The organism is Actinopolymorpha cephalotaxi (assembly GCF_013408535.1).
GTDB classification, from domain to species: domain Bacteria; phylum Actinomycetota; class Actinomycetes; order Propionibacteriales; family Actinopolymorphaceae; genus Actinopolymorpha; species Actinopolymorpha cephalotaxi.
In genome coordinates, this window is the sequence record NZ_JACBZA010000001.1 from 6,548,585 (window position 1) to 6,561,993 (window position 13,409).

At 66.9% G+C, this 13,409-nt stretch carries 15 protein-coding genes, 1 tRNA gene and 2 pseudogenes; 6 read left to right on the forward strand and 12 right to left on the reverse strand.

What is annotated here, in order from left to right; all coding sequences use genetic code 11:
• Positions 1-263 precede the first annotated feature (263 nt).
• Positions 264-1,064, forward strand: coding sequence for a DUF1722 domain-containing protein (locus FHR37_RS29210; RefSeq protein WP_139239099.1), 801 nt, complete (start codon positions 264-266; stop codon positions 1,062-1,064).
• Here the strand turns inward: FHR37_RS29210 and FHR37_RS29215 are convergent.
• Complete coding sequence (locus FHR37_RS29215; protein WP_202818273.1) at positions 1,007-2,368, reverse strand: FAD-dependent oxidoreductase; 1,362 nt, start codon at positions 2,366-2,368, stop codon at positions 1,007-1,009. The two genes, FHR37_RS29210 and FHR37_RS29215, sit on opposite strands and share 58 nt — an antisense overlap.
• A gap of 225 nt (positions 2,369-2,593) precedes the next feature.
• Here FHR37_RS29215 and FHR37_RS29220 point away from each other — a divergent pair.
• Positions 2,594-2,669 (forward strand) — tRNA-Arg (locus FHR37_RS29220).
• Positions 2,670-2,682: 13 nt separating this feature from the next.
• Here the strand turns inward: FHR37_RS29220 and FHR37_RS32780 are convergent.
• The 3 genes and pseudogenes from FHR37_RS32780 to FHR37_RS33550 form a co-directional block, all read right to left on the reverse strand.
• Positions 2,683-2,985 (reverse strand): tyrosine-type recombinase/integrase, encoded by a 303-nt coding sequence (locus tag FHR37_RS32780; protein ID WP_269086098.1) that lies wholly within the window; start codon positions 2,983-2,985, stop codon positions 2,683-2,685.
• Positions 2,986-3,002: 17 nt separating this feature from the next.
• A complete protein-coding gene (locus FHR37_RS32785) occupies positions 3,003-3,269 on the reverse strand; it encodes a tyrosine-type recombinase/integrase (protein ID WP_175542688.1) in 267 nt (88 codons plus the stop codon).
• A 103-nt stretch (positions 3,270-3,372) separates the two neighbouring features.
• Positions 3,373-3,660: pseudogene (locus FHR37_RS33550) on the reverse strand (replication initiator); the annotation flags it as partial.
• Between the two features lie 62 nt (positions 3,661-3,722).
• On the opposite strand from FHR37_RS33550, the gene FHR37_RS29235 reads away from it, so the two are divergent.
• Entirely contained in the window at positions 3,723-3,872 is a 150-nt protein-coding gene (locus FHR37_RS29235) for a hypothetical protein (protein WP_175542687.1), read from the forward strand.
• Here FHR37_RS29235 and FHR37_RS29240 read toward each other — a convergent pair.
• The 4 genes and pseudogenes from FHR37_RS29240 to FHR37_RS29250 all read right to left on the reverse strand — a co-directional run.
• Positions 3,869-4,348 (reverse strand): annotated as a pseudogene (locus FHR37_RS29240) (replication initiator); the annotation flags it as partial. The gene FHR37_RS29235 and the pseudogene FHR37_RS29240 overlap by 4 nt on opposite strands.
• Complete coding sequence (locus tag FHR37_RS33555; RefSeq protein ID WP_378079808.1) at positions 4,282-4,539, reverse strand: replication initiator; 258 nt, start codon at positions 4,537-4,539, stop codon at positions 4,282-4,284. The pseudogene FHR37_RS29240 and the gene FHR37_RS33555, both read right to left, overlap by 67 nt.
• 526 nt (positions 4,540-5,065) lie before the next feature.
• Positions 5,066-5,857: a class F sortase gene (locus FHR37_RS29245; protein WP_139239098.1), complete on the reverse strand. Its 792-nt coding sequence runs from the start codon at positions 5,855-5,857 to the stop codon at positions 5,066-5,068.
• An 83-nt stretch (positions 5,858-5,940) separates the two neighbouring features.
• Positions 5,941-6,795 (reverse strand): hypothetical protein, encoded by an 855-nt coding sequence (locus FHR37_RS29250; RefSeq protein ID WP_175542685.1) that lies wholly within the window; start codon positions 6,793-6,795, stop codon positions 5,941-5,943.
• Positions 6,796-7,706: 911 nt separating this feature from the next.
• Between FHR37_RS29250 and FHR37_RS29255 the strand changes: the two genes are divergently transcribed.
• Complete coding sequence (locus FHR37_RS29255; RefSeq protein WP_092886349.1) at positions 7,707-8,249, forward strand: zinc-binding dehydrogenase; 543 nt, start codon at positions 7,707-7,709, stop codon at positions 8,247-8,249.
• Between the two features lie 297 nt (positions 8,250-8,546).
• On the opposite strand, the gene FHR37_RS29260 is transcribed toward FHR37_RS29255, so the two are convergent.
• The 3 genes from FHR37_RS29260 to FHR37_RS29270 all read right to left on the reverse strand — a co-directional run bounded on the left by FHR37_RS29260 (position 8,547) and on the right by FHR37_RS29270 (position 11,053).
• Entirely contained in the window at positions 8,547-10,010 is a 1,464-nt protein-coding gene (locus tag FHR37_RS29260; RefSeq protein ID WP_330831739.1) for an IS110 family RNA-guided transposase, read from the reverse strand.
• A gap of 102 nt (positions 10,011-10,112) precedes the next feature.
• Positions 10,113-10,628 (reverse strand): helix-turn-helix domain-containing protein, encoded by a 516-nt coding sequence (locus FHR37_RS33560; protein WP_179771037.1) that lies wholly within the window; start codon positions 10,626-10,628, stop codon positions 10,113-10,115.
• A gap of 134 nt (positions 10,629-10,762) precedes the next feature.
• Positions 10,763-11,053, reverse strand: a complete 291-nt coding sequence (locus FHR37_RS29270) for a hypothetical protein (RefSeq protein ID WP_175542494.1) — start codon at positions 11,051-11,053, stop codon at positions 10,763-10,765.
• Between FHR37_RS29270 and FHR37_RS33565 the strand changes: the two genes are divergently transcribed.
• A complete protein-coding gene (locus tag FHR37_RS33565) occupies positions 11,003-11,203 on the forward strand; it encodes an HAD family hydrolase (RefSeq protein ID WP_378079809.1) in 201 nt (66 codons plus the stop codon). The two genes, FHR37_RS29270 and FHR37_RS33565, sit on opposite strands and share 51 nt — an antisense overlap.
• Before the next feature lie 18 nt (positions 11,204-11,221).
• Here the strand turns inward: FHR37_RS33565 and FHR37_RS29280 are convergent, their stop codons facing one another.
• Positions 11,222-12,061 carry an AI-2E family transporter gene (locus FHR37_RS29280; protein WP_092883376.1) on the reverse strand — a complete coding sequence of 280 codons (840 nt, stop codon included), beginning with the start codon at positions 12,059-12,061 and terminating at the stop codon, positions 11,222-11,224.
• A 630-nt stretch (positions 12,062-12,691) separates the two neighbouring features.
• Between FHR37_RS29280 and FHR37_RS29285 the strand changes: the two genes are divergently transcribed.
• Positions 12,692-13,120 carry a YtxH domain-containing protein gene (locus FHR37_RS29285; protein ID WP_139238934.1) on the forward strand — a complete coding sequence of 143 codons (429 nt, stop codon included), beginning with the start codon at positions 12,692-12,694 and terminating at the stop codon, positions 13,118-13,120.
• Positions 13,121-13,409 lie beyond the last annotated feature (289 nt).

Below are 13,409 nucleotides of genomic sequence, written 5' to 3' on the forward strand. Positions count from 1 at the left end.
TCGTAGGGGATTCGGGTGTGGTCGGGTCGGGCGAGAGCCATTGGGTTCTCCCTGGCCGCGGAGTAGGTTTCCAGTACTAAAAGAAGTCGATCCGACGGGTCTGTTGACGGGGTTGAACAGCGATGGGATCTGGTTCGGCGCCGGGTCCGCCGAAGCTCGGAGTCGCGGGGTGCCTTCTGGACGGGCCTCCCACCGGTGAGCGGCACGGTGACGGCGACGGCGACGGCATGTGCGTTCCTCGGGAACATCCGTGCACGGACCGCATGCGCGGATACGTCGAGTTCGTGCGGGTCTGCCCGCCGACCGACACCGAGGCGCTGCGGTCCTACGGCGACGCGCGGACGCAGCGCCTGCTGCAGGCCGGGCTGGCCGGTTACATCGTGGCGGGGGAGCCGCCCCAGTGCGGCCGGCGCACGTGCGACGCCAACCAGTCCATCCACTGCTACACCCCCGACGTGATCGTGGACACGCTGACCGAACACCTGTCGTGGCTGCCGGTGGAGACCGACGTCCGGCTGTGTGACGACGCGCGGTGTACGCACTTCCTGGAACGCGTCTTCGCCTACGAACGGCTCCGACGGCACCTCGCCGCCGACCCCGCGCTCACGGCGCTGCCGGCCTTCCATGGTTGGCACCGGCTGCAGTTGTTCGCCCACGACCCCGAGCGCTGCCGCGCGCTGGACCGGCTGGTCGACCACGTACGGCCCTGGTCGCGGGCGGTCGACGTACGCGAGGCCTACGGCCGGCTGTTCAGTGAGGCGCTGGCGTTGCCGGTGTGCCCGGACCGGCAGGCCGAGGCGATGATGCTCGCGGTCGGGGAACTGGCCGGCATCGACGACAGGTGCCGGAGCGAGATCGTCGACCGGATCGCGGCGTACCGGCACGGCGAGGTTCCGCTCACGGTTCCGCTCGACCTGTTGACCAGGCAGGTCCGGTCGATCGGGTCGGACGCCGTACGCCGGCAAACGTACTTCCATCCCTGCCCGGCCGGGCTCGGGCCGCACCTTCACGACGCCTCCGTGGTCAGCACGGACTCGTCCAGGCGGGGCGTCCGCGGACCGTAGGCGTTGGATCGGGCGCTCAGCCAGCGCACCAACGGGACCTCGGTGATCAGCCGCAGCGGCAGTGGTGGACGGAACGCCTTGTCCGCGCGCAGGGTTTCCGCCGACCGGCGTTCGGTGCGGATCTGCTGGCGCTGGACGGAGATGATGGCGGGCTCGCGAATCTCCTGCACACGTGCGAGTTCCGCCTCGGTGGCAAGGCCGTGTTGACGCAGTGGGCGGGCCAGTTCGTTCGCCACCGTCACCGCGTCCTGGATGGCCATCAGGATGCCGTTGCCGCCGACCGGTGAGATCACGTGCGCGGCGTCGCCGATCAGCAGCAGCCCCGGACGGTGCCAGCGCTCCACCCGGGCGATGTCGACCGACAGCAGCGTCAGTTGCGACCAGTCGGCGAGCAGGTGTGCCCGGTCGGCCAGCCACGGGACCCAGCGGCGGACGAAGTCCTGGATGGGTACGACGCCGGCCTCGCGCGCCTGTGCGTACGTGCCCTTGGGGATCGTGTAGCCGACCTGCCAGGTGTCGGTGCGGCCGAGCACCCCGACGTACCCTCCGACGCCGAAGTACAGCGAGACGTCCGCGTCCGGCGGGTCGGTCTTCGGCCGGCGGGGGAGCTCGAACCACAGCACGTCCGCCCCGGCGCCGAACGACTCCGCCGGCATGTCGGCAATCCGCCGCAACCGGGAGAACCGGCCGTCGGCGCCGATCACCAGCCCGGCCGGAAGCTCGTGTTCGCCGTCAGGTCCGCGGTAGCGCACGCCCTGGACGACGCCGTTCTCGTCCTCCAGCAGGCCGGTGACCTTGGCCTGCTTCCGCAGCGTGAACGTCGGCAGCTCCGCCGCCTTGGCCGCCATGAAGTCGAGGAAGCGGTCCTGCGGCATCAGGGCGACGTACGGGAAGCGGGTGCGCAGCTTGCCGTAGTCGGTGGTCGTGAGCGTCGCGGTCGGGGTGTGGAAGCGGAAGTACCGGGCGCGGTAGTGATCGAGACGGAGGAGCTCGTCGGCCAGGCCGAGGCTGTCCAGGAGCTCGAGGGTGGCGGGGTGGAGGGAGTCGCCGCGGAAGTTGCGGTCGAAGTCGGCGTGCGCCTCCAGCAGGGTCACCTGGACCCCGGCGCGGGCGAGGAGGTAGGCCGCGATCATGCCCCCCGGCCCGCCGCCGACAACTACGCAGGTGACCGACGGTTGCCGGCGGCGGGCGGGGGCACGATCGGTGGTGGACGCGGTTGTACGAGCCGGGTCGGCTGCCGAGCCGTTGGCCATCGTCGCGTCCTCCTCCGTGTGCACCGATGGCTCGGGGGCTGGGAGGTCCATCGGTGTAGGACCTCAGTTTTAGCACTGAAACCAGGTTGTTGAGTACTCCCCTCTTTCACGCTAGCCAGCCGGTGCTCGGCCGCAGCACGTCCGTAATGCCTCTGACCTGCGGATTCGCCCCGCGAAAGATCCACCCGAAGCGGGCCGGAACGGGCACTCGGTACGCTGAGGGGTAACTGGTTCGGCGGTACCGCAGGGGTACCTGTAGACTTTCGAACCGTTCCGGCGCTCGTAGCTCAACGGATAGAGCATCTGACTACGGATCAGAAGGTTGGGGGTTCGAATCCCTCCGAGCGCGCCAGCAAAACCGCAGGTCACAGGCCTGCACCTCCGGACTCGTCCGAGTCGACACCCTCAGAAGCCCCGTTTTGGCCACGTTCTGGCCACACGTCGAACTGCCGAGCGGTGTCGTCCAACCGCGCAGCCCAGGTGTCCATCTCGTCGGCGTACAGGTGGCCGTACAGATCCATCGTGATCGTGATCGAGGCGTGCCCGAGGATGTGCTGGACGACCTTGGGCGGAGTGCCTACCGAGATATAGAGCGACGCCGCCGTGTGCCGCATGCCGTGGATTGTCAGTCCGTCCAGCCCGGCTGCTGCGACGGCCGGGTGCCACACCGAACGCCGGAAGTTCGTCAACCGCAGCGGCCACCCTTGGGTGAGGTGAAGACGAGGGCATCCCGGTCACGGCCGTCCAGGACGACGACGAGCTTCTCGCACAGCGACGGCGGAAGCGGGACCGTTCGACTCTGGTGACTCTTCGGAGTGCCCTCGACGAGCTTCCCGGCCAGGTCAGCGAATGCCCGCCGCACGTCGAGTCGCCGGCGAGCCAGGTCGACGTCCCGGACCCGAAGCGCGATCAGCTCACCCCAGCGAAGCCCGGTGTAGGCGAGCGTCCGCACGAGGGTCCCGTATCTACCAGCTGCGCCGGCGAGACGACCAACCTCCGGATGGCCCAGGAACATCCGTTCCCGCGCAGGCATCGGCCTGGGCAGCTTCAGACCGCTACCGGGTTCGCCCGGGCCCGACCGGTCCGCACCGCGTACTGGCACACCGCCGAGAACACGTACACGGTCTGCCGGATGTCCGTCGGCGCCGGAGCGCGTAGTACTTGTCTTCGCGCCACTCCTCGGCTCGTTGGCTGCCTTGCTGGCTGAGCCGCCAGCAGCCTTGGATGAGCCGGCCGGGGTGGGTGTCGTTGGCGTAGAAGTCGACCGTCTCGTCGGTGATCTTGCGGGAGGTGTGCCCAGCCGCCTCGGTCGCCTTCGTGGCGTACTTCGGCAGATAGCCGGCACAGCGGGGCCGGACAGGAGCCGCCGGCGCCCGTGCTTGTCGGTCTGCTCAGAGGCGTCAGTGTGGTCGAGCTCGTCGACGACCCGCTCACCGGACAGCTTGTCCTCACCGCGCAGCCGGACCGGCCGGACATCGACCTGCGATCCCCACTGCAGCAGCCATCCGTTGGGCTGGTCTACGAGCGTGTGCCCGTCATGGTCGTGGACCACTAGGTTCGGCGTGCGGTACGTCGTTTCGGCGACGGCCTGTTCGAGGATCCAGGACAGGAGGAACACATTCGCCCACTCCGGTGGTGGCACCACCAGGTCCGGGTCGAGGGGGGGATACCGTCGAAGCGGGCGAGGATATGGAAGTGGACCAGGCCGCGGCGCTGGAACTCCGCGGCCTTCCCGAAGCTGATCCGCACCGGCACCCTGCGCTCGACCTTGCCCGTGTCGGGGTTCTCGACCCGTTCGGCGTGGCCGTGGCGGCGGGCCCACTTCCGTAGTTCGCGGTTGGCTTTCATCGTGGTGTAGCGCCACAGTTCACCGGCGAAGGTGTTCCACACGGCGTGGTGGTCGTAGTCGTAGCAGTCCGGGCACAGAGGTCGGCCGAGTTGCTCGTCCCCACCGCGGTGCCGGGTCATGCAGCGCACGTCGACGCCGTGCGGGCAGGGCTCAGGGGCACGACGAGCACGGCAGGATTCGGGCTTGCCACTCTTCTTGTTTGGTAGGCATCAGCCCGATACATCTCCGCACACGAAGGACACACCGATGCCCGACGGTTCCCGCAGGCCTTGTAGATCACCCCGTCGGGCATGTCCTCGGTCACCGTCTTCGTCTCGGTGACCTCACCCGTTCTGGTGTTGACGTTCGTGGTGCGGACCAGACAGGGACGCAGTTAAGCAATCGACCGCTCCTTCCGGACAGATACGGGTCGTCCGCATCTCATGCCGTGCCGATGGCTTCGAGATGTCTGAATTGCCGAAGTCCTCTCCGCTGGCATCGGCGCCGAACACCTCAACCCGTCCCCGCGGCGCGCGTCGAAGACACGTAGATCTGGTGTTGCATGCCATGGAACGAGGACGACTCCACCCCCGCATGCTCGCCGCCCACGGCCAAGGACGCCGCCTATGGGTCGGCCTCCCCGACGGTAACTGGACCGAAGCCGACGACAAGGCAGCCAAGAAGGGGCGCCCGATGTGCGCGGCGCCAGACGTCTGGCCTCAGGCGCGAGCGCACCGTCAGTACGACGAGAACCGGTGGGCGCTATAGAGGTATCGCGTTCTTTCCCTTGCCCCACATGGGGTGGGCACCTGGACCTGCGCAAGGTCGCAACCAGAGGACAGATGGGGAAATGGTCGATCCGGGTTGCGGCCTTGCGCAGAACTCAGGTCCAGAAAGGTGCGACGCCTGCGGTTCACGGTTCACCATCGTGGCGGGGTGTCGAGATGCATCGGCTTCTTGCGCTCCGCGCTGGTCGCATGGTGCCAGGAGATCATGTGGGCGTAGACAACGACGTTGCCTGACCAGCCAGTCGCTTTGTCGTACGTGCCGCCGCAGGTGATGAGCCGGAGTTCGGGACGCTTGCTCTTCCCGTAGATCTGGCCGACGGGAAAGTTCGCCTTCGACTGAAGTGATGCGCCGTCGACGACGTACTCGACGACTACTCCGTCGGCGCGCCTCACCGTTACCTTCTGGCCCCGCTTCAAGGCACCGAGGCGGTAGAAGACAGCGGTGTACCGCCTGCTGAACCTAGAGTCCAGATGACCCACGATGACGGTACGGCCGAGTTCACCAGGGGCGGCGCTGTACTTGTACCACGCGGCGAGATAGGGCTTCTTCTCGGGCGGTACGCCGATGGTGCCGTCTTTGGCGTTCCCGACCGCGATAAGAGGTGCGGCGACATCGATCGCCCCAATGTCGACTCGGACTGGCCGTGCATTGGCCGTCGGCAACTGTGTCGGAACGGGCGTGGAAGTTGGACGGGGCGCCGGTGATGCGAGCCTGTCCAGCCAGGACCTGTCCGCGATGTTCAGCTGCGGCGGTGGAAGCGCCTTCGCAGGCTGCTTTCGTGGAGGTGTCGTCGCAGCCGGGCCCGTCGTCCCAGCGGGCTCCGTTGGTGGAGTTGTCGCCACCGGCGTCGGCGGTGGTGCCGCTCGGCCGAGTTGGTCAGAAACAATCAGCCCGATCCCGCTCACCGCCACGAGCAGGAACATCAGGGTTGCGGCGGCCCTCCGCGCCGCATGCCGCGGGCGGAGGGCCAACCACTGAAGGTGTCTCACAGCATCCAGGCCTATGTTCAGGCCGCTGTGCTCTCACTGTTGAGGCGCCGGCGCCGCAGCGCGAGGACACCTCCACCAGTGATTGCCAGTCCCAGCAGAGCGCCGCCGGCGGCGGTCGCGGTGCCAGGACCATTGCTCATGCTCGCGCCGTCACCGGTGTTCGGCCCGTTCGGGGCGTCGACAGGCGGAGGCGGAGCGTTGGTGCCCGGTCCGCTGTCTTCATCGCTTCCAGTCGCGGTGGCGGTGGAAGGTAGCGGCGTGAGTTCCTTGAACGCCGCGCAGCGGGTGTTCGGGTTGAACGGGTTGTTGGCGTTGTCGGGGTTGACGGTGCAGTCGGTCTGCCAGACGTGCTGCCCACCGGTGGTGTCCTTGGTCACGATCGTGATCGCGACGTTGTTACCGTGTGCAGTGATCGTCGCGCAGACGACGGTGGTCGGGATGGGAAGCGGAGTCGTAGTCCCTGGCGTCGTGGTGAACAGCACCCAGGGGTTCACGGTGCCGGCGCCGCGGTTTTCCTTCCAGATCCACAGCTGGTTGTCGACTCCAGGCACGTAGACCAGGAACTTTTCGTTGTTCTGCTGCGACGAGTCGATGCAGAGTCCAGGCCCAGCGGGCCCGGGCGGTCCCTGTTCTCCTGGAGGTCCCTGTTCTCCTGGAGGTCCAGGAGGGCCGGGAGGGCCCTGCTTGCACTTCTTGTTGTGCTTCTTGGCGTCCTTGACCTTGACGCAAACGAAATCCCAGGTCTTGACGACGGCGCCGTGGTTGATGGCGGCTTCGCGGTTGACGGTGGGCTTCACGCTGGCGGCGGCCTGCGGGGCCGTCATCAAGCCGAGAAGGCCACCGACCACGAAGGTCGAACTAAGGATCGCCATTAAGCGGCGACCAATTCTCATCCTCTGGAGCAGAGGACGGGTATCGGACGAATGCGCATTCATCCGGCATCCCCCCATTCCTGTCAGACAGATAATGCGGACTGCATCTGCGCGACAGAATGAATCGGATTTCTGTAGCTGTTAATCCGATCGATTTCGTCGCCTTGATGCATCGAAGGGGGTACCCGGGTCGGATGGACTAATAGCAACTGACTTGGCTTTTGAGATTTATTAGCGCGACTTCACGGCGATAGCGCCAAGCTCTGGACCAGACAATCGCGCCGGTTGGGCGGGTGGCCTGCGCCGCACGGCGAGCACGACGCAGGCCACAAGCGCCGGGGCAGGAACGGGAGAAACTGACCCCGGGCACGGGGCGGCTGCCGAGCGGATGCTGTCCACCAATAAAGGAAGTGACGTGACGGCGCCACCTTCAAACCTCACAAGTTCCGATCGCATCCGCGACGCCAGCCACCCTCCAGAATGAGGACCCACCCAGAAGGCGGCAGGCCGGAGCCGATCAGGCCGGTCCAAAGGGCAACCCGCGACGCCGGAAAGCCCTGGACCCATTGGACGTCGTGATCGTCGTTGTCGTACTCGGGTCACCTGGTCCTCCGGCAGCAGCCGAACCAAGTCCACAACGTCCCACGGAACGCCGCCGATCAGGATGACCGAACACGACCGGTGTCAAGGGCGGCCCAAGGCCGCCGCACCCCGCCCGAACGGCGCCGGCCCTCCCTCCGCGCCTTCGGCGCCCGGTCGGCCGGCGCGGCTGGGCGCGACAAGAGGGCCGCCAGAACACTGGCGACCCTCATCAACTCCCGCCCCGCGGGAGACAGTGCGTATGGCTGGGTGCCGGGCCGGCGGCTTTAGCCACCTCGCTTGGCCCGGGACCCGAAGGCCGGGGGCCCACGGTGGGCGGTTACCGGCAGGCAGCGTGGCAGGCCCTGGCAACGCTGGAGCTCAGGCGACGTCAGCGACTCCTGATCACCAACGGGGCCGGCAACACCGGCTCGCTGGCCATTCAACTCGCCGCAGCCATGGGCATCGAGGTGACCGCAACCGCATCCGCCGCTGCCACCGATCGACTGCGCGGCCTCGGAGCAGCACAGGTCGTCGACTACCATGACCAAGATTGGCCGGACCAGGTACACGGGCGGTTCGACGGGGCGCTGACCGCCGCAACCGGCACGGCGGCGGCCGCCATGCCCCTGGTGCGCGACGGCGGGCGGCTGTGCTCCCTGACCTTCGACGCACCCGCACCCGAACGCGCCATCACAACCCCGGACCTGACCGTCCAACCCGATGCCACGCAGCTCGCCGAGCTGGCGAAGCAGCTCAGCGAAGGAACATTGCACCTGACGCCAGAACCTCTCCCGCTACGCGAGGGGCCGACCGCTCTCACCCGCGCCGAAGCCGGACGGACCGGTGGGAGAAAGATCGTGCTCATCCCCTGAGCAAGCACAGCGCGACCAGCCGCCTCTCGCACGGCACATACCCCAGACCGCAGACGGCTCTGGGCTGCCTCGTAGTGCGTAGCCGTTTCCGTTCCCAAACGGTATGGGGACGGGACCGCTGCATCGTCTGTTGGAACCGTTCGACCTTCCCGCAGGTGGTGGGGTGGTTGGGGCGGGAGTTCTTCTGGGTCACGCCGAGCTTGCGTAGTTCGGTTTCCAGCCCGTTGCGGCCCTTGCCGCCGGACAGTCGGGTGGTGAAGACCATGCCGTTGAGTTCCTAAGGGATGTCAAGCTCGTTCAGGCTGCTCCGGGTGTCGTAGCGTGGGTGGTGGACGGGCCGGTTGACGGAGCGCGTGGCGACTCCTTACTTCGCCGGTCCGTTCCTGCGTTCGTGGTGGTTCGGCGCCTGGCCCGCAGGTCCTTGGGGATCGCGTAACGCTCGGCGATGATCGTTCGGGCTTGGTCGATAGTGACTGCGCTGCCGTCGACGTCGCGCAGTTGGTAGGGCTGCCCGGCGCGCCAGCAGGCGATGATCCGGGTGAGCAGGGTCGTGGCGATGTGGCAGAGCGCAGAGTTGTGGTGCTTGCCGGCGTTGACCATGAGCCGGTGGTATTTCGCGGCCAGGGTGGGGTCGATCCGGCGGGCTTGGCTGGCGGCCATGAAGAGGGCTTGGCGCAGAACGGCGTCGCCGCGCTTGGTGGGGCCGCCGTGGCGTCCGGTGAGTCCGGAGGAGTCGAGGATCGGCACCAAGCCGGTGAACGCACGGGCGCCCGCGAGTGAGTCGAAGCGGTTCGGGTCGCCGAGGCGGCCGAGGATCGCGGCTGCGGTGATGGTGGCAACGCCCGGGGCGGAGGTCAGGATGCCGTTCGGGTCGGCGGCCTTGAGCACCAGCGTGGCCCGCTCGTCGAGGTCCTTGAGCTCCTCGCTCAGCTGCAGTGCGAGGCGGGCTTCGATCGCGATGTCCTCGGCCAGGTCGGGGTAGTCCAGTTCACCGTCGGACCACAGCTCGAGGGTTTCCCTGGCGGCGGCCAGCAGTGCGTCGGCGTGTGGTTCACCCCAGGCGCCGCGGGAGTGCCGGTGACAGAACCGAGCCAGCCGGACGCGGCCGAGACGCTTGACGACGTGGGGGTCGGCGTATCCGGCGGCGAGGAACTTCAACACGGTGCGGTTGCCCAGGTCGGCGCCGATCGCGGAGTGCCATGCCGGGCCGAGCAGCTCCAGTAGCGTGTCCAACCGGGCCAGGCTCTGGGTGCGGCGATGGACCAGTGTGGAGTGCAGCTTCGCTGCACGCTTGAGCGCATCGCCGGGTCCGAGGCCCTGTTCGAGGTGCAGCCCGTCCGGGTGCAGCATCGGTAGTCTGGCCAGCAGCTGGGAGTCCAGCCGATCGCTCTTGGTGTGTTTGGCGTAGTAGTTGCGCAGGTCCGCCGACCGCTCCGGCGGCACGAGCACGACCCGGGCGCCTTTGCGCCGGAACCAGGCGGCCAGCGGGACCCAGGCGTTACGGGTGGGCTCCATCACCACCAGCACCTCGCCCGGGTCGGCGTCGTCGGGCAGGCTCGACCACAGCTGGTCCAGGTCGGGTGGGGTGGTGCGGAAACGTCGGCCTGACCAGATCAATCGGCCTTGCTCATCGGCAAGGCTGACCTGATGCGCAGCCCGACACGCGACGTCGATGCCTAGGCGAAGCGGCACTTCCAGCTCCTTCTCATGACGACAGCAGTGCGACACCGACTGCCTGCTGCCGACCGAGAACGACCGCACCGGACATTCGCTAACAGGGATCCGCCGCGGGCGTTCTCGACGGTCGCCGGGTTCCTAACAGGGCGGCCCTTTCTCCGGCAGAGGCCCCGCTCACCAACGTGATCAACAGGCAAGGAGTCGCGAGGCGCGCTCCGATCGGTGAAGCAACGACGGTGAGCAGGTGCCGGACCCGTCGATCCTCACACCGCCGGCCGGACAATCCGGGGACCTTCGAGCTTCACCCAGCTTGAATGTCGGTGAGGGTGGACGCCGGGATCTGGTGTGTGGCAACGGCTTGCCGGGAGCTGGCGAGCACGGCGGGGCCGGTGACCGGGCGGTGGGCGGTGACCGAGAGCGCGTAGCGGGAGTGGTCTGCCAGCACTCGTTCGGCAGGTCCGCTGCGAACCGGATGTAGGAGGAACGCGGCCGCACGATCAACTCCACCGTGCCCGGCGGCGCCGCGGTTGGTGAGGTCTTCGGCCGCCGTGATCGCGGCTCGAACGCCGCCTGCCCCTCCGCCCGGTAGCGGGCCACCAGCCGGCTCACCCAGCTTTGGGACACCCCGTAATCCCGCGCCACCGCGCTTTGACTACGGCCCTCGACAACGACAGCGGTGACCACAAGACGCGCCTTCGACATCGACCGACACTCACCGGCCGCCTATTCGCATGTCTTGAGACACGCCATTCCGATGTCCTGAAACACAACACCTCCGAGCGCGCACTACCCAGAAGGCCCTTGACCAGGCACTACGTCCGAGCAGGGGCCCTTCGTCATTGACAACCGTTCCCATCTGGCGGCCGGCTTGCTAACGCTTCTGCCAACAAGAGGTCGTCGCGACGGGGCAGCTGGTCGGCCTCGTCGGGCGCCTGGTCCTCCTCCTCGACCTGGCGGGCGAACACCTCCGCAACGCCGACCGCGTGCTGGCGGATCACGTGCGCGTAGACCCGAAGCGTGATCGACGGATCCGCATGCCCCAGCAACAGGCGCTGGAGATCGTCGCAGCGCCCGGCATGGAGTGCGTCCTCATCGGGGACGCACTCACCGACATCGAAGTCGCCCACGCGACAGGAGTCCACAGCGTCGGCTACGCCAAGTCACCCGACCGGACCCCCAACCTCCTCGCCGCGGAACCCGACGCCCTTGTCGACAGCATGGAAGACATGGCGATAGCCATCCGGACCATCCAGCCACCAGGCGGGGCTGCGCCCTAGCCCTTTGACCAGCCGGCTTCATTTCGCTGACCTCTTCTGAGCGGACAGAAGGGGCTGTAGCCAGGCCGAGCCCGGGTCGGCGTCGACGAGCAGTGCCTTGACCAGAAGGGACAGTGGGACGGCCATCAGTGCACCGATGGCGCCGAGCGTTGCGGCCCAGAAGACCAAGGACAGCATGGTGAGGGTGGCTGACATGTCTATGACGTTGCCCACGACCTTCGGCTGAATGACGCTTTGGATGAGGACGTTTGCGGCGCTGTACGCCACGATGACGGCGATCATCATCTTGGGGCCGCCTTGGAGCAGCCCGAGGATTGCCGGTGGTATCAGGCCGAGGACGAAGCCGACGTTCGGGATGTAGTTGGTAATGAATGACAGTAGGCCCCACAGCACGGCAGCTGGTACGCCGATCACGAGCAAGGCGAGGACGTCGACAACGCCTACGGCAAGTCCGAAGACTGTGGAAACCAGGAGGTACCTTCGGGTTCCGGACGCGAAGGTGCTCAGCGCACGGACCAACCGACGTCGCTCGGCGGGCACGGCGGAGAGCTTGTGCGCGAGGCCGGCGGCGTCGGAGACCATGAACAGCAACAGGGCCAGGATGAAGCCGAGACTGGTCAGTACGCCGAGCAGACCGCCGGCCACGCTTCCGGCCACCGTGGCCAGCTTGTTGATGTCGAGTGTGCCGGCCATTTTCTCGAGCTGGCGCTGGGTTACCCCCAGGTCCGAGAGCCAGGCCAGGCCGCGATCGAGCAGTCGGCTCATCTGCACCCGGTAAGTGGGCAGCAGCGTAGCGAAACGTGCCATCGCGATGCCGAAGGAGACCGTGAGGGTGAGCAGGAAAAGGTAGATGGCGATTAGGCCACCGACTGTTCCGACCCAGCCAGGTAGTCGGTGACGCTTAGCCTAGCCGTGCAGGGGATGCACGGCGATGGTGAGCACCAAGGCCAGGAAAGTCGGCCCAACGAGGTTGGCGGTGTCTCGCAGACCCGAGATGACAAGGAACGTGGCCGCTAGTCCCACCAGGAGCGTGATCGGTCGCGACATCCCCGATCGCGTGACCGCCTTGTCCGACATAAGCCCTCCCTGGGCCTGCCGTCATGTGGGCAGCCATACCCCGCCCCGAGCGGCGCGGCTGGGCTCCTCCAGCCAACCTCGTGGTCGAACTTTCCACGATGAGGATCGGACAAACGAGCCAAACGTCGGTTGGACCTGCGGACTGGCGGGCTCGAACTCATCGCTCGTTCGGACCTTAGCGTGTGTTCACCCGAGGACTCGTCATGTCAGGTCATCGGGTCGGTCCGCTTCGGTGACGTTGGTCCCTGTAACTGATGTCTGTGGTTTCGTATGTTCGAAGGAGTCCGGCGAGTGCGGGCACTTCGACTTCGACGGGCACTTCTACGGGTCGAACGGCGCACAAGGTCCATAGGACGGGAGGTAGCTCAGCCTGCCTGGCACCTCAGCCTCGCTGGAGTTGAGGAGAACCAGATGACACTTTCGGAACAGCTAGCCGCTATGTCAGCCAAAGCCAAGGAAGCAGAAGACGCTTTCCATGCCGCGCAGACCGACAAGCACACCAAACTGGAAGAGCAGGTCGCCAAGGCGCGGGCCGGAGCACAGCAACGCAACAACGAACTCAAGGAACGCGCTGGCCAGGCCAAGGCCGGAGCCTCCGCGTGGTGGCGAGACGTTCAGCAGCAATGGGACAGCCAGGTCCAGCAAATCCGTTCCAAGATGGAGTCGAAACGTGAGGAGTTTGATGCCGACAGGGCAGCCGACAAGGCCGACACGGCAGAAGATGACGCCTCCTTCGCCATTGACCTCGCCAGAGCAGCCATCGACGAGGCAGAGTGCGCCGCACTCGAAGCTGTTCTCAGACGCGAGAAAGCAAACGAACTCGTGGGCGGCCGGCGCTGACCATCTCCTGGCGAGAAGATCCGCCTGACCGGTTCGTCTGCGCCGTTCAGAACTGAGAGTCGTTTCAGAGGAAGGATGATGTGCGGGCGGCGCATGTCTCGACGGAGGCCTTTAACGTCGGAACTTGGTCTCCGTCGAGGCATGCACAGGCCGTCGGTATTCCCGCGATCTAGCCGCTGGACCGGGCCATTTCACCGATTCCGGCTTTCTTGGATCAAGCGCCGCTGACGCGACGCACCACCCGGCCACGCCCTTGCGGGCGGCGCCGAGGCGCCGTCCTCGGGCTCGC

Bases quoted from the DNA above. Each gene is read 5' to 3' on its own strand.
- FHR37_RS33565 (WP_378079809.1), top strand. From the start codon at position 11,003: ATGGAGTGCGTCCTCATCGGGGACGCACTCACCGACATCGAAGTCGCC.
- FHR37_RS29245 (WP_139239098.1), bottom strand. From the start codon at position 5,857: ATGTTCCTGCTCGTGGCGGTGAGCGGGATCGGGCTGATTGTTTCTGAC.
- FHR37_RS29210 (WP_139239099.1), top strand. From the start codon at position 264: ATGCGCGGATACGTCGAGTTCGTGCGGGTCTGCCCGCCGACCGACACC.
- FHR37_RS33560 (WP_179771037.1), bottom strand. From the start codon at position 10,628: ATGTCGAAGGCGCGTCTTGTGGTCACCGCTGTCGTTGTCGAGGGCCGT.
- FHR37_RS29215 (WP_202818273.1), bottom strand. From the start codon at position 2,368: ATGGACCTCCCAGCCCCCGAGCCATCGGTGCACACGGAGGAGGACGCG.
- FHR37_RS29285 (WP_139238934.1), top strand. From the start codon at position 12,692: ATGACACTTTCGGAACAGCTAGCCGCTATGTCAGCCAAAGCCAAGGAA.
- FHR37_RS29250 (WP_175542685.1), bottom strand. From the start codon at position 6,795: ATGGCGATCCTTAGTTCGACCTTCGTGGTCGGTGGCCTTCTCGGCTTG.